22 protein-coding genes are annotated in these 21643 nt (G+C 72.5%); 14 read left to right on the forward strand and 8 right to left on the reverse strand.

The genetic code is table 11. From position 1 onward, the window contains the following. Positions 1 to 104 precede the first annotated feature (104 nt). On the reverse strand, positions 105 to 896 hold the full coding sequence (locus B1H19_RS06190; protein ID WP_083103607.1) for a maleylpyruvate isomerase family mycothiol-dependent enzyme: 792 nt from the start codon (positions 894 to 896) through the stop codon (positions 105 to 107). A 372-nt stretch (positions 897 to 1268) separates the two neighbouring features. Beyond that, on the reverse strand, positions 1269 to 2006 hold the full coding sequence (locus B1H19_RS06195) for an SDR family oxidoreductase (RefSeq protein ID WP_083103608.1): 738 nt from the start codon (positions 2004 to 2006) through the stop codon (positions 1269 to 1271). Between the two features lie 145 nt (positions 2007 to 2151). Between B1H19_RS06195 and B1H19_RS06200 the strand changes: the two genes are divergently transcribed. After that, positions 2152 to 2724, forward strand: a complete 573-nt coding sequence (locus B1H19_RS06200; protein ID WP_083103609.1) for a TetR/AcrR family transcriptional regulator — start codon at positions 2152 to 2154, stop codon at positions 2722 to 2724. Positions 2725 to 2791: 67 nt separating this feature from the next. Here B1H19_RS06200 and B1H19_RS06205 read toward each other — a convergent pair whose 3' ends face one another. Further along, positions 2792 to 3988: a PucR family transcriptional regulator gene (locus B1H19_RS06205; RefSeq protein ID WP_203237113.1), complete on the reverse strand. Its 1197-nt coding sequence runs from the start codon at positions 3986 to 3988 to the stop codon at positions 2792 to 2794. A 180-nt stretch (positions 3989 to 4168) separates the two neighbouring features. Between B1H19_RS06205 and B1H19_RS06210 the strand changes: the two genes are divergently transcribed. Further along, positions 4169 to 5128 (forward strand): SGNH/GDSL hydrolase family protein, encoded by a 960-nt coding sequence (locus B1H19_RS06210; RefSeq protein WP_237289159.1) that lies wholly within the window; start codon positions 4169 to 4171, stop codon positions 5126 to 5128. 150 nt (positions 5129 to 5278) lie between these two features. Here the strand turns inward: B1H19_RS06210 and B1H19_RS06215 are convergent, their stop codons facing one another. The 3 genes from B1H19_RS06215 to B1H19_RS06225 form a co-directional block, all read right to left on the reverse strand. Then, on the reverse strand, positions 5279 to 5686 hold the full coding sequence (locus tag B1H19_RS06215; protein ID WP_083103611.1) for a hypothetical protein: 408 nt from the start codon (positions 5684 to 5686) through the stop codon (positions 5279 to 5281). Positions 5687 to 5782: 96 nt separating this feature from the next. Further along, positions 5783 to 6751: an NAD(P)H-dependent flavin oxidoreductase gene (locus tag B1H19_RS06220; RefSeq protein ID WP_083103612.1), complete on the reverse strand. Its 969-nt coding sequence runs from the start codon at positions 6749 to 6751 to the stop codon at positions 5783 to 5785. 94 nt (positions 6752 to 6845) lie between these two features. Further along, on the reverse strand, positions 6846 to 7241 hold the full coding sequence (locus tag B1H19_RS06225) for a cupin domain-containing protein (RefSeq protein ID WP_083103613.1): 396 nt from the start codon (positions 7239 to 7241) through the stop codon (positions 6846 to 6848). Positions 7242 to 7356: 115 nt separating this feature from the next. Between B1H19_RS06225 and B1H19_RS06230 the strand changes: the two genes are divergently transcribed. Continuing rightward, entirely contained in the window at positions 7357 to 8403 is a 1047-nt protein-coding gene (locus B1H19_RS06230; protein ID WP_083109453.1) for a GlxA family transcriptional regulator, read from the forward strand. On the opposite strand, the gene B1H19_RS06235 is transcribed toward B1H19_RS06230, so the two are convergent. Continuing rightward, positions 8400 to 9173, reverse strand: a complete 774-nt coding sequence (locus tag B1H19_RS06235; RefSeq protein ID WP_203237114.1) for an SDR family oxidoreductase — start codon at positions 9171 to 9173, stop codon at positions 8400 to 8402. The two genes, B1H19_RS06230 and B1H19_RS06235, sit on opposite strands and share 4 nt — an antisense overlap. A gap of 387 nt (positions 9174 to 9560) precedes the next feature. Between B1H19_RS06235 and B1H19_RS06240 the strand changes: the two genes are divergently transcribed. Then, positions 9561 to 9959, forward strand: coding sequence for a DUF4179 domain-containing protein (locus B1H19_RS06240; protein ID WP_083103614.1), 399 nt, complete (start codon positions 9561 to 9563; stop codon positions 9957 to 9959). A 106-nt stretch (positions 9960 to 10065) separates the two neighbouring features. On the opposite strand, the gene B1H19_RS06245 is transcribed toward B1H19_RS06240, so the two are convergent. After that, on the reverse strand, positions 10066 to 10854 hold the full coding sequence (locus B1H19_RS06245) for a maleylpyruvate isomerase family mycothiol-dependent enzyme (protein WP_083103615.1): 789 nt from the start codon (positions 10852 to 10854) through the stop codon (positions 10066 to 10068). 289 nt (positions 10855 to 11143) lie between these two features. Here B1H19_RS06245 and B1H19_RS06250 point away from each other — a divergent pair, with 289 nt between their 5' ends. The 10 genes from B1H19_RS06250 (at position 11144) to B1H19_RS06290 (ending at position 21604) form a co-directional block, all read left to right on the forward strand. Then, the gene (locus B1H19_RS06250; RefSeq protein WP_083103616.1) at positions 11144 to 11359 is read left to right on the forward strand and encodes a hypothetical protein; all 216 of its coding nucleotides are present in this window, start codon (positions 11144 to 11146) and stop codon (positions 11357 to 11359) included. After that, a complete protein-coding gene (locus B1H19_RS06255; RefSeq protein WP_083103617.1) occupies positions 11356 to 12960 on the forward strand; it encodes an AMP-binding protein in 1605 nt (534 codons plus the stop codon). The genes B1H19_RS06250 and B1H19_RS06255 overlap by 4 nt, the downstream gene beginning before the upstream one ends. Then, positions 12957 to 14009 (forward strand): NAD-dependent epimerase/dehydratase family protein, encoded by a 1053-nt coding sequence (locus B1H19_RS06260; RefSeq protein WP_237289160.1) that lies wholly within the window; start codon positions 12957 to 12959, stop codon positions 14007 to 14009. The genes B1H19_RS06255 and B1H19_RS06260 overlap by 4 nt, the downstream gene beginning before the upstream one ends. Positions 14010 to 14089: 80 nt before the next feature. Further along, on the forward strand, positions 14090 to 14353 hold the full coding sequence (locus B1H19_RS06265) for an acyl carrier protein (RefSeq protein WP_083103618.1): 264 nt from the start codon (positions 14090 to 14092) through the stop codon (positions 14351 to 14353). Between the two features lie 83 nt (positions 14354 to 14436). Then, positions 14437 to 15195, forward strand: coding sequence for a response regulator transcription factor (locus B1H19_RS06270; RefSeq protein ID WP_083103619.1), 759 nt, complete (start codon positions 14437 to 14439; stop codon positions 15193 to 15195). After that, a complete protein-coding gene (locus B1H19_RS06275) occupies positions 15192 to 16682 on the forward strand; it encodes a sensor histidine kinase (RefSeq protein ID WP_107425900.1) in 1491 nt (496 codons plus the stop codon). Before B1H19_RS06270 ends, B1H19_RS06275 begins: the two co-directional genes overlap by 4 nt. A gap of 196 nt (positions 16683 to 16878) precedes the next feature. Beyond that, positions 16879 to 17325, forward strand: coding sequence for a hypothetical protein (locus B1H19_RS37850; protein WP_159028016.1), 447 nt, complete (start codon positions 16879 to 16881; stop codon positions 17323 to 17325). Next, entirely contained in the window at positions 17322 to 17558 is a 237-nt protein-coding gene (locus tag B1H19_RS06280) for a hypothetical protein (RefSeq protein WP_083103620.1), read from the forward strand. The genes B1H19_RS37850 and B1H19_RS06280 overlap by 4 nt, the downstream gene beginning before the upstream one ends. Before the next feature lie 130 nt (positions 17559 to 17688). Next, positions 17689 to 18636, forward strand: a complete 948-nt coding sequence (locus tag B1H19_RS06285) for a cyclase family protein (RefSeq protein WP_237289161.1) — start codon at positions 17689 to 17691, stop codon at positions 18634 to 18636. A gap of 133 nt (positions 18637 to 18769) precedes the next feature. Beyond that, entirely contained in the window at positions 18770 to 21604 is a 2835-nt protein-coding gene (locus B1H19_RS06290; protein ID WP_237289162.1) for a SpoIIE family protein phosphatase, read from the forward strand. Positions 21605 to 21643 lie beyond the last annotated feature (39 nt).

Genomic DNA, 21643 nt, shown 5'->3' on the forward strand with positions numbered 1-21643 from the left:
CGCGGCGCCCGGGAGGGGCGGCACCCGGAGGTCGCCGTCACCGCCCCTTGCCCGTGAGTCCGTCCCGGATTGCCCGCCTTCATTCCAGATTGCTCGTATCCGTCTCAGAAAGCGGAGTTGGCGAACCAGCGCGCCAGCAGCTCCTCGTCCCCCTGCACCTCGAAGGCATCCGCATCGTGGCCCAGGCGTCCGTACACGAGGCGCAGCAGATCCGCGGCGGCTCCATGGACGGCGGCGTCGGCGCTCACCCGGGCCGCCGGGCCCGCCACGAGGCCGAAGCCGCCGGGCTCCAGCCGGACCAGCCAGTCGCCACCGGTGTCGGTGCACCGGAAGCGAAGCGTTTCGCCTTGGCCTCGCAAGGCGGCAACCTTGGGGGCGAAGAGACCGGCAAAGGGCAGGTTGACGAGGAACTCGTCCACACCGTCGGTCGCCAGCCCGCCGTCGATCACGGGCTGCAACCCGAGGGCCAGCTCCGCGTCGGTACGGTGCACCAGGGTTTCGAACAGCATCCGCCGCACCCAGAACCTGGCGTGCTGATCGGCGCCCCACGCCCACATCGGGGCCTCTGGGTCGGTGACCGCGAACACGCTCTCGGCCTCCGCCGCACTCGCCGCGAGCCAGTCGGCGTAGCCGTCCTCGTGCTCCGGCAGATGCAGTTCGACATCGCGGCTGCGCGGCGGTTCCTGGACGAGCTGACGCAGCAGGACGGAGAACCAGCGCTGCACGCTCCCGGCGTGCCGGACCAGCTCCACCAGCGTCCAGCCCGGACAGTCGGGCACCGGAGTCGCCGGGTCGGCGCCCCTGATGACCTCGACGAACCTGGCGGTCTCCGCCGCGATGGCCGCACGATGAGCGGCGGGGGCAGCCGCCCACCCCGATTGGTTGGGCATGTCCATGTCGCCACGCTCTCCTGACGTCCTCCGGCCCGGCGGCCTGACCGGCCGGGCATCCCGATGCAGCCTGTCACAGCGCTGCGGCCGGAGCGGCGGCGGCCGACGGACGGGGGTCGGCGGGGGACGGCGGCCGACGGGCCCGTTCCGGCGAGCCGGGCGAGGTCGTCGAACATGCGCCGCGGAGAGGCAGGGCGCATCCGGTCGTAGAGACCTGCGGCCTCGGCGAAGGTCGCGCGCAGTCGTTCGTGGTTCGGCTCGGTCACCGTTGCACACTAGGCACGCCCCCAACATCCCTGCCATGCGGGAACGTTGAAAGACAAGGTCAGATCCTGTTCCCGAACCCGCCCCGGCGAACGCGGTTGCCCCTGCCCGTCGTCAGGCTTGCGCGGTGGGCCGGACGACGACCTCGCTGACGTCGACGCCGATGGGCTGCTCGATGGCGAAACCGATCGCGGAGGCGACGGCGGAGGGCGGCATGGCGATCTCGTCGCGCTGTCGGACCAACGCCGCTGCCGCCTCGGGGCTCGCTCCCTTGCCGATCCCCTCGGTGTGGGTGAACCCGGGTGAGACGAGGGTGACACGCAGATCGGGACCGGACTCCTGCCGCAGCCCCTCGGTCAGCACCTTGACCGCCGTCTTGGTGGCCGCGTACACGCCCTGTGGGGATTTCACCATGTAGGCCGCGGTGGAGGCGACATTGACGAACTGACCGGAACGCTGCCGCCGGAAGACGGGCAGTGCCGCTCCGATCCCGTTGAGCAGGCCGGTGATGTGCGTAGCGACCATCGCGTCCCAGTCGTCCTGGCGCAGCTCGTCGAACGGTGACACCGCCATCGTGCCGGCGTTGGACACCAGGACGTCGAGCCGGCCGAACCGGTTGACCGCCGTATCCGTGAGGAGCTTCAGGTCTGCCCGGCGTGTCACATCGACAACGGCTCCGACGGCCGAGCCGCCCTGCGCGGTGATCTGGTCCACCACCGCGTTCAGCCGGTCTTCCCGTCGGGCTCCCAGGACGAGCCGGGCCCCCTTCTCGGCGAGGTACGTCGCCGTCGCGGCTCCGATGCCGCTGCTGGCACCCGTGATCGCTACTACCTTGCCTGCGATTCCCGACATGATCAAAGTCCTTACCGGAGGAATGCGCGCAGGTCAGACCATGACCTACAGTGGAAATGGAGTCGCCCCCATTTATTCGAGGGTAAGTGGGGGCTCCTCCGTTTAGCAACCGAGGAGAGCCGATCGAGAGGAGAGGCAGTCGCCGATGGACAGCGATGCGCAACGCCCGTTGCGCGCCGACGCGCGACGCAACCGGGACAAGATCCTCACGGCCGCGGTGAGTGTGTTCGCCACGGAGGGGCTGGACGCACATCTGGAGCGCATCGCCAAGGCGGCGGGCGTGGGCAGCGCAACCCTCTATCGCAACTTCCCCACCCGTGAAGCCCTGATCGAGGCGGTCTACCGCAACGAGGTGGCCCAGTTGTGCGATGCAGTCCCCGAACTGCTGGCGACCAAGCCGCCGTACGAAGCCCTGCGTGCCTGGACACGCCTCTTCCTGGACTACGTCACCGCCAAACTCGGGATGATCGACGCCCTGCGCGCCATCGCCGCCACGGGAGAGAACCCCTACGGCCACAGCCGGGAGATGATCCACGCCGCCCTTACGGCCCTGATGGACGCATGCGCGGCCGCCGGGACGATCCGCGCCGACATCAGCCCGTCCGACCTGGGCGCCGCCCTCACGGGCATCGCCCTCACCTCGGCACAGCCCGAACAACGACCGCAGGCCGAGCGCCTACTCGACCTCACCCTGGACGGACTGGCCGCCCGGTCGTGATCCCGCCTCTGCCGGCGAACACCACGGGGCCTGGCGGGTGGTCGGGAGCCGCCGCGGGCGGGCCCCCTCACCGCCCGTCAAGACACAGCAGCGGCAGCGCATGCAACGCCACGGCCAGATCGGCGACCGCGCGGGGGTCCCGGAGGGAACGCCCGGTCAGTTCCTCCAGCCTGTGGAGCCGGTAGCGCACCGTGTTGCGGTGGCAGTACAGCAGCTCCGCCGCGTCGGCCGCCGAACCCGCGGCCGCGTACCAGCACTCCAGGGTCTCCAGCAGGCGGTCGCGCTCGACGGCCGGCAGTTCCAGTACGGCCTCGAAGACCGTCCGGGCGATCCGGCCGGCCTCGTCCGGGGCCGAGGCGACCAGCAGGGCGGCCGGACTGTCGTCGAATCGCGCGACGCCCGCCCGCTGCCCGCGGACTCCGGCCAGCGCCACGCGCGCAAGACGCAGCGCCCTGGGGGTGTCCTGAAGGGCACGGTACGGAGGACTGACGCCCACCCGGGAGGCGGGCGACCGCTCCAGAACGCGCAGGATGGCATCCTCCGCCCCCGGGTGCTGGACGGCGACCACACCGATCTGCACGTCCGGCAACAGACGCCAGGCCGACCGCAGTTCCTCGGCCCGAAACCGCGCCTCGATGCCGGGCAGCGCCTCCCGGCCGGGCGCCGGCACCTCGGACGCCACGACGACGTACGGACCGCCGGTCGGCAGGCCGAGGACGCCGGCGGCCTCCCACAGGGTGGTGCGATCGGTGAGCATGCCGGTGAAGAGCGCCTCGACCATGGCGGACCGTTCGCGCTCCCGTTGCAGCACCAGTTCGGAGGTCTCCTCGCGGTAGGCGTCGCTGGCCGCCGCGGCGAGTCCTTCGATCACCCACCATCCGGCCAGGGCCACAAAGGTGTCGGTGGTGACGCCCTCCGCGTCGCGGGCCTCGGCGGCGAGTTCGGACCACAGGAACTCGGACCCGACGCGATAGGCGTGCAGCAGATCGGCCAACGGGTCCCCGCGCCGGGCACGTTCGCGGCCGGTTTCGAGCGCCGGTGTCATATCGCTGGTGGGGTCCCCGGCCAGGTGCCCGAAGACCAGCTCGGCGTTCCGCCGGCACGAGGCGCTCAACTCGGCGAACGGCACGCTGTCCTCACTGCCGTAGTACGTCACCTCCGCACGGATGCGGCGTGCCATGCGCACACCGAGTTCCTCCGAGCGGCCCCGCAACGAGGCGGCGATGGGGGCGACTTCGGTGGGCGGATCGGGGATGCGGCGCATGAACCGCAGGTTACAAAACATGGCGCACGCAGGCGGGGAGTTGTTCCCGGGGACAACGGGGACGGTGACGCCGCTGTGCGTCGGCACATGGTTCATTGGGCGGGCGGCCGCAACGATGTCGGAGACGTTACCGGCCGGTATCCGACTCTCTTCCATCGTGCTGCCTTGTCAGGGGGAACTGTGCCCAGAGCCGCAACATCAAGCAACACAAGCACTAGGAACACCAGGAACACCAAGCAGTGGTCGCCGAACCGGTCGCCGAAGCGGTCGCCGAAGTGGTCGTCCGCACTGACCGGCGCCGCACTGCTCGCCACCACCCTCGGCGCCACCGTCGCCCCCGCCCAGGCCGCGGAATCGGCCGGGTCCGGCAAGTACGTATCGCTCGGGGATTCGTACGCCGCCGGCGCCGGCATCCCCGCCTCCTCCGCGGGCCTGTGCCTGCGCTCGGACCACAACTACGGCCATCTCGTCGCCGCGGCCCTCGCCTCGTCGTCGTACGTGGACACGACGTGCGCCGGAGCCAAGGTGGGCGCGCTCACCACGCCCCAGAAGGACGTCGGGATCGTCGTCAACGGCCCGCAACTCGACGCCGTCACACCCGACACCTCCCTCATCACGCTCACCATCGGTGGGGACAACCTCGGGACCTCCGATATCGGCTTCGGCGATCTCGCCGTCGTCTGCTCCGCCCTGTCCCTGACGAATCCGTTCGGCGCCCCCTGCCGCAACCACTACGGGGACACGCTCAGCAACCGAATGGACTCCGCGACCACGGAACTGTCCGCGGCCCTTCAGAAACTGCACGCGAAGGCACCGAAGGCCAGGGTGCTGATCCTCGGCTATCCGTCGGTACTGCCGGAGGACCCGAAAAAGTGCTTCGGCAAAATGCCCGTCACCACCGGGGATCTGGCGTTCCTGCACTCTGTCCTCGGCGAGCTCAACACCAAGATCGCCAAAACCGCCACCGCGGCCGGCGCCACGTACGTCGACACCCTCACCCCGACCAAGGGCCACGACAGCTGCTCGTCGGACCCGTGGATCGAGGGCCTCCTGCCCGGCTCACCGACCCTGCCGCTCCATCCGAACGCGACCGGCGAACGGGTCATGAGCGATGCGGTGTTGAACGCGCTCAGGCACTGACAGGCACTGACAGGCACTGATCGGCCCGGTCAGGACCGCCGCCTCATCCTCGTCCGCCTGGTACGCCACCGCCCGGCCCCGATCGGGGCCGGGCGGGGCCGGGCGGGGCCGGGCGGGGCCGGGCGGGGCCGGGCGGTGGACTGTGGACGTCTACGTGTAGGGCACGACCACGACCTGCACATCGTCCTTGTAGATCACACGCCCCGGATCGGCGGAACGCATCATCCGGCAATCGACACCGTGAGCAGCCAGAATCTCCAGATAGCCGGGAACCCTCGCGATGAGATGTGCGGCGGACGGCTTGAACCAGGCCGCGGCGCCAGGGTTGATCTCATGGTCGTAAACAGTGGCGTCAACGGTCGACGGGTTGGTGTACGCAGCGTCGTACCAGCTGTTGTTGATGCGGCGGAAGGACTCCTGTTCATCTGAGAGTCTCCCTTTCCGCGCCAGCGTGTTGACCAGTCCGAACACGCCGGTGAAGTTACCCCGCCTGTTCCGGTGCGGCGACTGGAACCGTACGTACTGGACGGTCTCGCTGTCGCCATCAGTCGTCCCCATCAGCGAATCCTTTCTCCGCCCGCCAGCTGAACCCCTCGTGCCCGGCGGTCATGGTCAGCGGTCCGGCGCATGACCGCGGTTTCCCGGCGATCGTGGTCACCGCCCGGCGGCCCGGGCCAGCGCGGTCTCCGCCTGGGCGGCCAGGGTGGCGACCAGATCGGCCGCGGACGGCAGGTCGTCGATGAGGTCGATGCCCTCGCCGGCCCACTGTGGCAGTGCGGGGATCGTGCCGCGGGCCACGGCGTCCTGGTACTCCTGTTGGGCGGGCAGCGGCGCAGCGGAGAGTTCGCCCTCGCGGCCCCGCCATGCGTCGAGGAACGGGTGGCCCAGGGTACGTGCGGTGTACTGCGCCGGCCACCGTGAGCCGCGGGCGATGTCCAGCACCCTGTTGCGTTCGGTGCTCTCCCCGCCTGCGTCGACGATCGCCCTGGCGGTCGCGGGGGCGACCAGGGCCTCGGCCGTGGCCTGGAAGCGGGTGCCGAGCAGGACCCCGGCCGCGCCCAGGGCCAGGGCGGCCGCCACGCCGCGGCCGTCGGCGATCCCGCCGGCCGCCAGCACCGGAACGGGCGCCGCCAGGTCCGCCACGACGGGCACGAACGGCAGCGTGGACCGCCCCTGTCGGGCGCCGTGCCCGCCGGCTTCGGTGCCCTGCGCCACGATCACATCGGCGCCCAGATCGACCGCCCTGCGCGCCTCCTCCAGGTCGGTGACCTGGAGGATCAGCGCCGCGCCCGCGCTGCGGATGCGCTCCACGAAGGGAGCGGGGTCGCCGAAGGACAACATCACCGCCGGCGGACGGTGCTCCAGCACCCGCGCCACCACCCCGTCGTCAACGGCCCATGACCAGAGGCCGATGCCCCACGGCTTCCCGGCGCCCTGGTCGGCCAGGACCGGCAGTTCGCGGGCCAGCCAGTCCTCGTCACCGGTCCCGCTGCCCAGCAGTCCCAGCCCGCCGCCGCGCGAGACCGCCGCCGTCAGGGCGCCACCGGCCGATCCGCCCATCGGAGCCAGGGCGATCGGATACTCCACATCGAACAGTTCCGTGAACGACGTCGACAGTGCCATAGCGGCAGTCCCCACTCCTCGGTCAGGTCAGTCGGTCAGTCGGTCAGTCGGTCAGTCGGCCGCAGCGATGTCAGCAGACTGTCGTCGGTGACTTTCAAGAGGTGAGCGCGTGTCCCGTCGTCGCGTCGACGTGGTCGGGGATCTCCTCGTGGCGGTCGCCGACGGTCGGTGTCCCGGTGGGCTCGAAGACCAGGATCGCGGCGCCGGTGGGGGCGGACGGCTTGTGTTCCGTGCCGCGGGGGACGGTGAACACCGCGCCCTTGGGGAGCGTGACCGTACGCTCTCCGGCCGGCTCGCGCAGGGAGATGTTCAACTCGCCGTCGAGTACCAGGAAGAACTCGTCGGTGTCGTCGTGGACGTGCCAGAGGTGCTCTCCCTCGACCTTGGCGATGCGGACGTCGTAGTCGTTGACGCGAGTGACGATGCGCGGGCTCCACAGCGCGTCGAACGAGGCCAGGGCGGTGCTGAGGGCGATGGGTTCGTTGCTCATGAGGAAATCCTCGCCGGTTGAGGGCGGCACCCGTGAGTGCTAGGAATCGCATATGCCGCAAGATTCCTCGCACGCAGTCGCTCCGAAGGACGCCTCCACGGACACGCCGACGACCATGCCCACGGCCATGCCCAGGGGCGCGCACCGCGTCGTCGTGATCGTGGATGCCAACTCCAATCCCTTCGAACTCGGCTGCGCCACGGAGGTCTTCGGCCTGCGCAGGCCCGAACTCGGCCGCGATCTCTACGATTTCCGGCTCTGCTCCCCCGAGCCGAGCACGCCGATGCGGGACGGCTTCTTCACGCTCACGGGAGTCGCCGGTCTGGAAGCGGCGGACTCGGCGGACACGCTGATCGTCCCCAACCGGCCCGATGTCGAGGTGCCGCGCCGGCCGGCCGTTCTCGACGCCATCCGGCGGGCGCACGCACGCGGGACACGGCTGGTCGGTTTCTGCAGCGGCGCGTTCACCCTGGCCGAGGCCGGGGTCCTCGACGGGCGTCGGGTCACCGCCCACTGGCAGTGGGCGGATTCCTTCCGGGCCCGCTTCCCGTCCGTCCGGCTCGCGGAGGACGTGCTGTACGTGGACGACGGCGACATCCTCACCGCCGCCGGGAGCGCGGCCGCACTCGACCTCGGGCTGCATATCGTCCGCCGCGATTACGGCGCGGAGGTCGCCAACACGGTCAGCCGACGGCTGGTCTTCGCGGCACACCGGGACGGCGGGCAGCGGCAGTTCATCGAACGGCCGGTGCCCGATATCCCCGATGTGTCCTTGGCGCCCGTGCTGGCCTGGGCCCAGGAACGGCTGGATGCCCCACTTACCGTGTCCGACCTCGCGGCGTGCGCCGCCGTCAGCCCGGCGACGCTGCACCGCCGTTTCCGTGCGCAACTGGGCACGACGCCACTGGCATGGCTGACGGGGGAACGGCTTGCCCTGGCGTGCCGGCTGATCGAACGGGGCGAGTCACGCTTCGAGGTCGTCGCACGCCGCAGTGGGCTGGGCACGGCCGCCCATCTGCGCGCGCTGATGCGCCGCGAGACGGGGCTCGCGCCGTCGGAGTACCGCCGCCGGTTCGGACCGGCCGTGGAGACGGTGCCGAGCGGCCCGGCGGTGCCCAGCGATGACGCCCCATCAGATACGTGGTCGCCGGACGCCGCCTAGCGGAGGGTGTAGCCACCATCGGTATAGAGCGTGGAGCCCGTGGTGAAGCCGTTGGTGAAGAGGAAGACCACGGCCTGCGCGATCTCGTCCTCGGCGGCCGGGCGGCCCAGGAGGGCATCGCGGCGGTACTGCGCGAAGGCGGCCTCGCGGGCGGCCTCGGGGCGGTTCGACCACAGGTGGCCGTCGACGGTGCCGGGCGCCACCGCATTGACCCGGACCGGGGCCAGTTCCACCGCCAGGCCCCGGCCCAGGCCCTCGATCGCCGCGTTGCAGGCGACGTACGCGGGGGCGGGGCCGGCCGGACGCGCCGAGGCCGCGCCCGACATCAGCACGACGGAGCCGTCCTCGGCCAGTTTGGGGGCGGCGCAGCGCACCGCGTGGTACTGGCCCCAGAACTTGGAGTCGAAGGGCGACGCGGCGTCCTGGTCGCTCAGTTCGCGCATCGGGCCGACCTGATAGGAGGCGGCCGAGGTGAAGAGGTGGTCGACGCGCTCGATCCCGTCGAAGAAGGCGGCGAGCGACGCGGTGTCGCCCGTGTCCACGACGCGCCAGGTGGCCGCCGCACCCAGCTCGTCGGCGGCGGCCTCCAGGCGCGCCGCGGTACGGCCGCCGAGCACCACTCGGGCACCGGCGGCCACCACTCGCCGCGCGACCCGCAGCCCGATACCGGATCCGCCGCCGATCAGGACGACCGTACGGTCCCGCAGATCCTCGGCACCGCCCTCGACGGCCGGACGGGGGAGGGCGGCGCCGGCGGCGGCCTGGCTCATGTGGTTCCTCGCTCATCTACGCGGTGGAGTAACGGCGGCGGCGCCGCGTGATCACCGCGCCATATCGCCCAACCGCCGTATCCCCGACCGTATTCCCGTATTCCCGGAGTCCGGAGTCCCGGATCCCCGGCCCCCTCACCCCGCTCCCCCCGCGGCGGGGAAGGGACGACAGGAAGCGCCCGGCCTGCTGTCTTTGATGGCTGGATACCCGGATACCTGCCGCTGACATGCAGGTATTGCTCGGACGGGTGACGTGCCGACACTTTGATATGAGCGCGGTGGTTAGGGGGTGTGGCAGTGCGTTGCGAGCGTCCACGAAGGGCCGCTCCGGAGGTACGAGGGTCGTGCCGCCGCCTTGAACGCATTTGCTGGAAAGGGATACAGGTCGTGAAGATCGCCAAGGCTGCTGCGGGTGTTGTCGGTGTCGCGCTGGCTCTGGGGGCCGCCTCCCCCGCACTTGCGGCTTCCGGGCCGCACGGTGAGAAGAACGCGCTGCCGAACAGCGACACCATCACCAAGAGCGACGTGAAGAACCCGCTCGCCGACCTCGACATCGACGGGCTCGTCCGCTCGGTCGACAAGGTCGCCGGCAAGCTGAAGACGCCCAACGGCACCCACCCCAAGACGACCCACGCGGGTGAGCACGCCAAGCCGACCCCCGTGGGGGGCCACGACAAGACCCACAGCGGTGGCCACGCCAAGGCCCACGAGGGTGGCCACGCCAAAACGCACAGCGGTGGCCACGCCAAGGCCCACGGTGGTGGCCACGGCAAGGCCGGTCGATGACCTTCGCCGTCGACCGGTGAGTTTCGGCGCCCCTGGCATCCGGCCCAGGGGCGCCGATCGGCTGTCCGGGGCCGTTTCGCCGGAGGTGCGCCCACACCCCTTGCGGTCAGGTCCAGTTGCGGTCAGGTCCGGTTGTGGTCAGATCCAGTAGGGCGCCGGGGGCACCTCGTCGCCTCCGGACGCCGTCAGGCCCGTGCCGGGTGAGCGTCCGGTGAGCCAGGCCAGGAGGGCGGACTGGGGGGCCGGTGATGAGCGGGCCGCCGGGTGCGAGTTCGTGGGAGAGGGGGGTGTCGGTCGCCGCGAAGCGCAGGGCGGGGAGGTCGTCGCGGCGGTGCAGGGCCTCGACGAGGTCGTCGATGATCCAGCGGGCCGCGGCGGACGGTACGTCGGCGAAGGTGTAGCCGACCGCCAAGTCGGCGTGGTGTACCTCCAGTTCGCGCAGCCGGGTGGGCACCAGGCTCGCGGGGGTGCGCAGTTCGCCGGTTCGCATCCGGACCTCGGTGCGCCATGCCGCCTCGGGCAGGGAGCGCACCGCCTCCTCGAACCGGTCGGCGGTGTCGGTGATATCGGCGATCAGTGCGGCGACCGGCCGCGCCGCACCGGCTTCGATCTCCGCGACGCGGGCCTCCATGCTCGCGTACTGCGGGGTTTCGACTCCGGTGCGGGCCCAGGTCAGCAGTCGGCAGAGGCTGTCGGTGGCGCGTGCGACATGGGTGATCACATGGCCGCGGGTCCATGGCGGCACGAGGGTCGGGCCGCCGATCCGGTCGTCGGTGAGGGTGGTGAGGGTGGCCACGAACCGGGCGGTGGACTCGGCGATCTCGGCCAGCCCGGCCGTATCGGTCGGCTTCATGAGACGGCGCTGTGCCTCGATCTCCTGCTCCTGCTCCTGCATGAGCCGACCCCCGTTGGACGATACATCCGCATCCGCATTGCGGAATGAAGGATTCGCATGATGGTAAGTGAGTCGACTGTAAGGAGAGGGGTCGCGGCCGTCAACCGCTGGTCAACCGCTATGCCGTCGCGTCCCATCCCTGACTCCGTCCCGCCGCGCACGGCTGTCCGACAGCTCCGTTTGGGGCGAGCCACCCAACTCCGCGTCACCTGGCGCGAGTTTTGACCACATTGGGTGAATTGAGTTGTATGGCTGTCGAGTTAGAGCTTCGCCCGATTACCGTGGGGTTGTGAGCGATGCCCCACGTGCCCTTCTGGCCGCCCTCGTCGTCCATCTGCCGTCCCGCTACCGGACCATGAAAGAGACCCGGGCGGGGATCACAGCGTCCGGTGGGGCCTACGCCCCACCTGTCGGCATGCTGGAGTACGTCGCCGGAGTGCGCGGTGTGCATGCGCGGGACGCCGGTGTGCAGGCGTCCGACCTCGCGGTGGCAGCCGCGGCATGACCACGGACGGCGTCGGACTCTCCACCCTGATGGCACGGCTGGCCCGGTCCCGGCCCGACGCCACGGCGCTGGTTCGCGGCCGCCGCGACGGTTCCGGGCAGGCCGTCAGCTACGCCCGGTTGTCGACGGGCTGCCACGCCGTCGCCGAGGCGCTGCGGGCGGCCGGGGTCCGCCGGGGCCACAAGGCGGTGGCGATGACCGGGGATCCCTACGAACTCGTCGCCGTCGTCTACGGGTTGCTCGCGCTCGGCGCCGTCCCGGTCCTGGTGGACCCCGGGCTGCCCCGCGCCCGGCTGCGGGCCTGTCTGGACGAGGTCGCTCCCGAGGTGTTCATCGGCGAACCCCTGGCGCATCTGGCGCGGCGGGTACTGCGCTGGGCACCCGGTCACGTCCGTACGCCCCTGGTGACCCGCCGCACGCTGCCGGGGCTGGGGCGGGCGGTGCCGGTGGTGGTGCCGGACGCGGCCGGACCGGCCCTGGAAGTCGCCGAACCCGGCGCGGAGGAACTGGCGGTCATCGCGTTCACCTCGGGCTCCACCGGCGTGCCCAAGGGCGTGGAGTACCGGTACGGCACCCTGGCCGGGCAGGTCGAGGCACTGCGTGCGGTACTGGCCCTCGATCCGGGCGGGGTGCTGCTGTCCGGCTTCCTGCCCCTCGTCCTCCTCGGCCCGGCCCTCGGGGTGACCACGCTCTCCCCGGCCCTGTGCCACCGCGCACCGGCCCGCACGTCTCCCGAGCAACTGCTGCGACCGCTGCTGGAACACCGCGCCTCGGTGGTGGCCGGCTCGCCCGCCGTTCTCGGCCTGCTGGCCGGCCACTGTGTGCGCCACGGGCTGCGGCTGCCGTCGGTCGACCGGGTGCTGTCCTTCGGCGCCCCGCTGCGGGCAGGGCTGGCCGAGGCGTGGGGTGCGGTGCTGCGCGCGGACGCCGAGGTGCTCAGCGTCTACGGCGCCACCGAATGCCTTCCGGTCAGCGCCGTCACCACGCGGGAACTGGCGGCGCTGCGGGCCGCCGGGCACGGCGCCGTCTCGGGGACGTGCGTCGGCCGTCCCGTACCCGGGGTCGAGGTGCGCGTGCTGGGGGCCGACGACACCGGGGTGGGCGAGATCGCGGTCGCCGGGCGCAACGTCAGTCCCGCGTATCACGCCCGCCCGCGGGACACCGCCCACGCCAAGGTCGCCACCGACCGCGGGCTGCTGCACCGCACCGGTGACCTGGGGCATCTCGACGGCGAGGGCCGCCTGTGGTTCCACGGCCGCGCGTCCCAACGGGTCACCGGCGACGGCTTCGTCCTGAACACCGAGGACATCGAAACGGCGGCCGATGCGGCACCGGGCGTACGGCGTACCGCCCTGGTCGGCCTCGGCCCGGTCGGGCGGCAGCGGGCCGTGCTCTGCGTGGAGCGGGAACGGTGCGGCACGAAGGAGCGCCGGGGCGCCGCCGCGGCCGTGCGCGAAATCCTCCGTGGCCATCCGCAGGGCCACCACATCCGTGCCGTCCTCATCCACCCCGGCTTTCCCACCGACATCCGCCACAACTCCAAGATCGACCGCGAACGGCTGGCGGCCTGGGCCGCCAAGCGGGCAGGGGACAGCGCATGACCGGGGACCGTATGGCCGGGGACCGTATGACCGGCGACCCTGCGACCGGCCCCGCGCGGGTCCTCGTCACCGGAGGCAGCGGCTTCCTGGGCCGGGAGATCTGCCGTCGGCTCGTCGCCCGCGGCACCCCGACCCGCTCCCTCACCCGCCGCCCCAGCGCCGCCCTGGAGCGCCTCGGCGTCCACCAGTACCACGGGGACCTCGCCGATCCCGCCGCCGTGGCCCGGTCGGTCGCCGGATGCGATGCCGTCATTCACACCGCCGCCCTCGCCGGTGTCAGCGGGCCGACGCGCCCGTACTGGATGACCAACGTCCAGGGCACCAACAACGTCCTCGACCAGTGCCGCGCGCACGCCGTCCGCAGCCTGGTCTACACGTCCACCGCCAGCGTCGTCCTCCCGCCGGACGGGCTGCGCAACGCCGACGAGAGCGCGCCCTACCCCGCGCGCCACCTGGCCGCCTACCCCTGGACCAAGGCCCGGGCCGAACGGCTCGTCCTGGCGGCCAACCGCCCCTCCCTGGCCACCTGTTCCCTACGCCCGCACCTCATCTGGGGCCCCGGCGACCCGCACTTCCTGCCCGCTCTGCGGCGCGCGGTCCGCGGCCGGTGTCTCTTCCTGCCCGGCGACGGCAGCAACCTCGTCGACACCACCCATGTGCGCACCGCCGCCCACGCCCATCTGCTCGCCCTGGACCTCCTCCACCGACGCCAACCCGTCGGCGGCCGCGCCTACTTCATCACCCAGGACGATCCGCGGCCGCTGCGCATCGTCGCCACGCTCTTCCTGGCGGCGGCCGGGGTCCGCGCCACATGGTGCCCGGTACCCGTACGGCTGGCCCGGGCCGCGGCCGCGGCCCACGAGACGGCCGCACGCCTCGCGCGAACCACCGGCACCCGTGAGCTGAGCCGCTTCCTGGTGGCCGAAATGGTCCAGCCGCACTGGTTCGACCTCTCCGCGGCCCGGCACCACCTGGGTTTCCTGCCGCCGGTCGGCTTCTCGGACGGGCTCGCGGAACTGACCCGGACGCACGGCCGCCCGGCGCCCTGAACGGGCCTGCCCGCCACCGGAGTCCCCCCACCGGACCGGTCCCCCACCGGCCCTGCCCGCCACCGGAAAGGAAGCCTGGTATGGACGCGGACGACGCCGTCTACCGCACGGCACGCAAGCTCATGAGCGAACGCTTCGGGGTGCCCGTCGAGGACATCCGCCCCGACACCACCTTCGACGAGCTGGACATGGACTCCCTCGCCCTCGCCGAGTTCACCTTCGACCTGCGCGACGAGTTCTCCGTCCTGCTCACCACCCAGGACGTGAACAAGAGGAGCACGCTGACCGACGTCGCCCGGATCCTGACCAAGCGGCTCGCCTCTCGCCCGCCCGGCACCCCGTGACCGGCCCCCTCATCGCCGTCACGGGCCTGGGCCTGGTCACCCGCCGCCCCTGACCGGCCGCCCGGCAGCGGCGGTGGTGCATGATGCGGGGGTCGGAAACAGGCGTGGCGAAAACGGGGGGGTCGGGTGTGACGGCCGGCTGTGGGCGGGTGCTGCTGGTGGATGACGACGCCGCGATCCGGCGGTCGCTGGGGCGCGGACTGCGGTTGAACGGCTTCGCCGTCGACCTGGCGGACGGCGGCCGCGGCGCGCTGACCAGGCTGGCGGACGCGTCACCGGACGTCGTGGTGCTGGACATCTCGATGCCCGACGTGGACGGCATCGAGGTGTGCCGGCGCCTGCGGACGGACGGCAACGACATACCGGTGCTGATGCTGTCCGCCCTGGACGAGGTGGCGGACCGGGTGGCCGGGCTCCAGGCCGGCGCCGACGACTACCTGGTCAAACCCTTCGCCCTGGACGAGCTGGTGCTGCGGCTGCACGCGCTGCTGCGCCGCCGCCCGCCCGCCGCCACCGAAACCGTACGGGTCGGCGGCCTGGAGCTCGACGCGGCGGCGCGCACCGTCCGGCTCGACGGCAGGCCGGTGGAGCTGACCCGGCGGGAGTTCGAGCTGCTTGAGGTGCTGGCCCGTAATGCGGGTCTGGTGCTCACCCGGGACCAGCTGCTGGACCGGGTGTGGGGCTACGACTTCGATGTCCGCACCGACGCGGTCGACACCTTCGTGAGCTATCTGCGCCGCAAGCTGGAGGCGGGCGGGCGGTCCCGGATCGTGCACACGGTGCGCGGTGTCGGTTTCGTCCTGCGGGACGAGACGAGCGGCGAGCGGGAGGGCCCGGCATGAGACTGTCCACCCGGATCGCGATCGTGGTGGGGGCCGTGGTGCCCCTGCTGGTGCTGGGTGCCGGCTGGGTGCTGGTGGGCCTGGTCGGCAACGATCTGCACGCGCAGGCCGACCGGCGGCTCCGCGAACAGGCCCAGGTCGTCGGCTCGGCGGCCAAGGGGGTGCTGCGTGCGGAGTCCAACGGCCGGCCGCGCGCCGAGCAGGCCCGTCAGCGCAAGCTGTTCGCCGCGGCCCTGGACATCGGCATCCGGCTGAGCGGCCCCAACGGCACCATCATGGACGGCCCCCAGCCCGGCCCCGCCGTCCGCCTGCCGGCCGCGACCGGGCATCCCGTCACCGTCCGTGCCCGCGGCAAGACCTGGCGCGCCGTGCAGGTCCCGCTGACCCTCCAGCGGCCCGAGGTGCTGGGGACGCTGTGGCTGTTCGCCTCGGAGGCCGCGAACGAGGCGCAGATCCGGATGGTGCGCGGCCGGGTGCTGACCGTGGCGCTGCTCGCCGCGCCGCTGTCCGCGGGCCTGGCCTGGGCGCTGGCCGCCGGCACGGCCCGTCCGCTGCGGCGGCTCCAGCAGCGCACCAGCGGCCTCGATCCGCAGACCAGCGCCGCCCGGCTGGACCACACCCCGACCCGGATCACGGAGGTCGACGACCTCGCGCACACCCTGCAAACGGTCCTGGCCCGCTACGACGAGCAGGCCACCCGCACCGCCGAGGCCCTGGCGACGGCCCGTTCCTTCTCCGCCGCCGCCTCCCACGAGCTGCGGACGCCGCTGATGAGCATGCAGACCAGCCTCGACATCCTCGACGCGTTCCAGGACCTCGATCCCGCCGACCGCGCGGAGACGGTGGACGATCTGCGGCGCGGTCACGCCCGGCTGCTGGGACTGCTGGTCATGCTGCGCGCGCTCGCCCAGGGGGATCTGGTCGAGGCGGATGCGTTCGCGCCCGTCGACCTGGCCGACCTCGCGGACGCGTCCGTCTCCGACCTGCGGCGCGCCCACCCCGAGGCCGAGGTGACGTTCGAGGGCGCACCGGGCCTGACCGTGCACGGGTGGCAGCCGGGGCTGCGGTCGCTGGTGGACAACCTCCTCGCCAACGCCCTGGTGCACGGCCGCTCCCGGGACGGCCGGGCGCAGGTCGCCGTACGACTGCGGGCGGAGCGCGACGGCGTCGCCCCGGCGGCGGTCCTCACCGTCGAGGACCGGGGGCCCGGGGTGCCGCCGGAGCAGCGACAGGCGATCTTCGGGCGCTTTCAGCGGCGCTCCGACAGCCCCGGGTCGGGTCTGGGGCTGACGCTGGTCGCCCAGCAGTCCGATCTGCACCGCGCGCAGCTGCGGGTGGGGGACGGCGCCGGGGGCAGGGGAGCCCGCTTCGAGGTCGTCATTCCGCTCGCGCCTTTGGAGCAGGTCGGTGACGGGGTGCCCCAGCATCGGTCCTGGATGTCCGACACGGCTCGGCAGCGCCGGGAGATCCCCGCCGCGCGTCCCTGACGTTCCTCCTGGTCCCGGCCACCTCCCGCCCGGCCCGGCCCGCCCCGGCAGGGCCCACAAAGAAACCACAAGAACCGCTCCTACCGTCGCTCGCACACGGCCCGCCGCCGGCCCCCGCACTGGCGGCCCCGCACCGGCGGGCCGCCGACCGCGTCCGTGCACCGGCCGGTGCACCAGAGCGAAACGGAGACCTTTCATGCAGCGTCGCAAAGCGACCATGACGGCGGCCCTCGCGGGCCTCGTCCTTGCCGCAACGGCCGCCACCGCACCGTCCTACGCGGCAGAGGCCCAGAGCCCGGCCACTTCCGCGACCGCGGCCGCGCACGCCAAGGCCCCCAAGGGCGACGGGGCGAAGCGGCTGTGCCACCGGGTGCCGCGCCTGGAGCGGCGGATCGACCGTCGGATCACCCGCTTCGAGGGCCCGGTCACCCGGCCCGGCTCCATCGCCTTCCTGGAACGGCGCATCGCCAACGCCAAGAAGGCCCACCACACCGCCATCGCGACCTTCCTGGGCGACCGCCTCACCGCCCGCAAGGAGATGCTGACGAACCTCAAGAAGGCGAAGCCCGACCTGAAGGAGGTCGCCGCCTGGTGCGAGGCGAACAACGGCGGCGCGAAGGACAAGGCCAAGGCCACGTCATGACCCGCCGCCGACCCCTGTCCGTACTGGTGACGGCGGCCCTCGCGGTGCCCCTGCTGGCCACCGCGGCCTGCTCGTCCGCCACGACGCCGGACACGGCGGCCCCGGCCGCATCCCGCAGCAGCTCCCCGGCCACGCCGGACCAGCTCACGCAGATGCAGAAGAAGGTGGACGACGCCGAGCACGCCGCCGATGCGGCGGACGCCAACGGCGCCGCGGACGCCTCCGGACACTGACACACCCTCGCCTCCGCCGGGCCCTACTCGCCCGGTGGGGGCGACGGCATGTGACGGCGACGGGCCGGGTGACGACACCGGGCGCCCCGCGCGACGCGCGTGCGGCCGTCGGATGGGCCACGATCAAGTGGTGACCAGCAAGGGCAACGACCACCCCGGCAACGGCCCCGCCGTCTCCCGCGAGGAGTTCGACGCGCTCTTCGAGGCGCTCCGTACCTGGGGCCGCTGGACCCCGGCCGACCGCGGCGCCTGCAACCGGGTCTCCCCCGAGCACGTGCGACGGGCCGCGGACCTGGTCCGGTCGGGAACGGTCGTCCCGCTCGCGCGCCCGTGGGACACGGAACCGGGCCCGGACAACGCCCGGCCCGCCCTGCACTACATGTCCGAGCTCGGCGATGCCGAGGCCCCCGAACCCTCCGTCCACAAGGACTTCCTCGGGGCCGACTACCACGGCAAGGCCGTCAGCCATCTGGACGCGCTGTCCCATATCGCCTACCGGGGCCGCCTCTACGACGGCCGTACGGCGCGCGAGGCCGTCGGCTCCAGGGGTGCCCGCTTCGGTGCCGTATCGGCGCTCGGCCCCCTCGTGACCCGGGGGGTGCTGCTGGATCTGCCCGCCGTGTCGGGCGAGAAATGGCTGGAGCCCGGACGGGCCGTGCACGCCCCGGACCTCGTCGCCGCGGAGGAGGCGCTCGGGGTGACGTTCGGCGAGGGCGATGCGGTCCTGCTGCGCACCGGGCGGCTGCGGCGCCGTCGGGAACGGGGCGCCTGGGACCTCGACGCGGCGAGCGCGGGCCTCCATGTGCACGCCATGCCCCTGCTCGCCGAGCGCGGGATCTGCGTGCTCGGCGGCGACGGCGACAGCGACGTTCGGCCCTCACCGGTCGACGGGGTGCGCTCCCCGGTCCATACCCTCGCCCTCGCCGCGATGGGGGTGCCGCTCCTGGACAATCTCGCTCTCGAAGCGCTCTCGGCCGCCTGCGCCGAGGCGGGCCGTTATGCGTTCCTGCTCGTGGTGGCCCCGCTGAATGTGCCGGGCGGTACGGGCTCGCCGGTCACCCCGGTCGCGGTGCTGTGAGCGCCGGGGCGGCGGCACCGTTACCCGCCCAAAGCCCTACAATTGGATCAAACGGCACAGCTGCTCACCGGGGGAAGGGTGGGCATTGCCGTCTGTACGGACGTGGGAAGTGATCGGGATGGGGCTGGCGGGAATGGACCTCGGTCCCGCGCTCGCCCGCGATCAGTTCCTTCGCGGTGAACCGGTCGAGGCGACCGTCCGCGGCTCGATCCTCACCTCCTGGCAGCGCTCCCGGTCGCTGGGGCTGGCACCGGAGGGCTGCGAGCTGCCCTTCCAGCAGGACCTCGACCTGGACGGCCGGCTCGTCCGCGCCGCCGTGCCCGTACTGGACCGGCTCCAGGCCCGGTTCGAGGGGCGGACGGTCAATGTGTCGCTCGCCGACGGACGCGGTGCGGTGCTCCAGCGCCGTTTCGGCACCGCCTCGATGGTCCGGCAGCTGCCCCCGATCCAGACCGTCCCCGGCTTCGTCTTCGCCGAGCAGTTCGGCGGGACCAACGGCATCGGCCTGGCCCTCGCGGAACGCAAGCTGATCAACGTCTACGGGGCCGAGCACTTCGCCGAACGCGCACAGTCCAACGCGTGCTCGGCAATTCCCATACGGGACCTGCTCAGTGGCCGCATCGAGGGCATCCTCTGCTTCGGCTATCCGATGGCCGATGCCGACAGCGCGCTGAACACCCTGATCCGCCGGGCGGCCGAGGTCATCGAACGGCGGCTGCTGGAGCAGAGTTCCACGCGGGAGCGCGCCCTGCTGGAGGCATACCTGGAGGCCCGGCGCCACGCGCCGGCCGGTGCCGCCCCCGACAACGGGCAGCCGGCCGAGCTGGCCGCGAGCGGGCTGGACTGGCGCGACCAGATGATCCTCAAGGAGCGGGCCGGCGATCTGATCTCCGCGGCCCAACGGGCCGCCGTCGAGGTCCCGCTGCCCGGCGGCCGGCACGTCACCTTGCTGAGCCGGCCGGTGACCAGCCCGTCCGGGGTGGAGGGCGTCGCCATCGAAGCGATCCTCCCCTCGTCGCGGCAGCCGCTCGCCGTCCCCACGGAAGCCGAGGCCCCGCCCCTCACCCTGGCCCCGACCGCCGCGGCGCCGGGGAGCCCTCCCGAGTCCGCAGCCGCCGGCCCCGGGCCGCTACCCGCACGGGCGGCCGCGACGGGCCACGTGCCCGGTACCGGACCTCCCGCGGGCGGTGCGACCAGCGGGCTGGTGCTGGTGGGCGAGCCGGGGGTGGGCAAGTACGCGGTGGCGGCCCGGCGCCGCCTGGAGCTGCTGTCCGAGGCCAGCACCCGGATCGGCACCACTCTGGACGTCAGCCGCACCGCCCGGGAACTCGCCGAGATGGCCGTCCCGCGCCTGGCCGACTACGTCACCATCGATCTCTCCGAGGCGGTGCTGCGCGGCGAGGAGCCGTCCGACCCGTGCACCGGCCTGCATCGCACGGTGGTCCACGGCTATCGCGACGACTGCCCCTTCTACCCCGCAGGCGAGCCGGTCGACCTGCGCGCGAGCACCCCCCAACTGCGGTGTCTGGCCGCCGGACAGCCGGTGCTCGAACCCGATCTGCGGGCCGCCCCGGGCTGGATCGCCCAGGATCCCGTGGCCGCCCAGCGCCTCCTCGACCACCACGTCCACTCCCTGATCGCCGTCCCCCTGCTCGCCCGCGGCATCGCCCTGGGCGTGGCGAGTTTCTACCGCTCGCGGGACCCCGCGCCCTTCGGGGACGACGACCGGTCCCTGGCCCTGGAACTCGCCACCCGCGCGGCCATCTGCATCGACAACGCCCGCCGCTACACCCGCGAACACACCATGGTCGTCGCCCTCCAGCGCAGCCTGCTGCCGCACAGCTTCCCCGAACTGAACGCCGTCGAGGTCGCCCATCGCTATCTGCCCGCCGCATCCGGGGTCGGCGGGGACTGGTTCGACGTCATCCCGCTGTCCAGCAGCCGCGTCGCCCTCGTCGTCGGCGATGTCGTCGGCCACGGGATGCACGCCGCCGCCACCATGGGCCGGCTGCGCACCGCCGCCCGCAACTTCGCCGAACTGGACCTCGCGCCGGACGAGGTCCTCACCCACCTCGACAATCTGGTGGGGCGCCTGGACCGGGACGAGGGCCATGAGGACCCCACCGCCGACCGCACCGGCATCATCGGCGCCACCTGCCTCTACACCATCTACGACCCCACCTCGCAGCAGTGCGTGATGGCCCGCGCCGGCCACCCCCCGCCGGCGCTGGTCCACCCCGACGGTGCCGTCACCTTCCCCGATCTGCCGGCCGGGCCGCCGCTGGGCCTGGGCGGCCTGCCCTTCGAGACCGCCGCCTTCGACCTCCCCGAGGGCAGCCAGCTCGTCCTGTACACCGACGGGGTCCTCGGGCACCGTCACCGCGATGTCGACACGGCCCTCGACCGGCTGCGCCGGGCCCTGGCGCAGCCGAGCCGCCCGCCCGAGGAGACCTGTGAGGCGGTGCTGCGGACCGTGGCGCCGCACCACCCCGACGACGACATCGCGCTGCTCGTCGCCCGGACCCACGCCCTGGACGCACAGCGGATCGCCACCTGGGACCTGCCCGCCGACCCCGCGCTCGTCTCCGGAATCCGTGCCGCGGTCACCCGCCAACTGTCCGCATGGGGACTGGACGAGGTCGCCTTCGCCACCGAACTCCTGCTCAGCGAGCTGGTCACCAACGCCATCCGCTACGGCACCGGCCCCATCCAGGTACGTCTGCTGTACGACCGCACGCTGACCTGTGAGGTCTCCGACGCCAGCAGCACCGCCCCGCATCTGCGCCGGGCGGCCACCACCGACGAGGGCGGCCGCGGCCTGTTCCTCGTCGCCCAGCTCACCCAGGCATGGGGCACCCGCTACACCACCCAGGGCAAGGTCATCTGGGCCGAATGCGCGCTGGAGATCCCCGGCGGAAAGCCCGGCACCGTCGAGTTCTCCTTCGACGACATTCCCGCCATCTCCTAGCCATCCTGCAAAGACACCGAAGACGGACTTACCATGCCG

Origin of the sequence: Streptomyces gilvosporeus, assembly GCF_002082195.1 — a bacterium.
GTDB classification, from domain to species: Bacteria; Actinomycetota; Actinomycetes; order Streptomycetales; family Streptomycetaceae; genus Streptomyces; species Streptomyces gilvosporeus.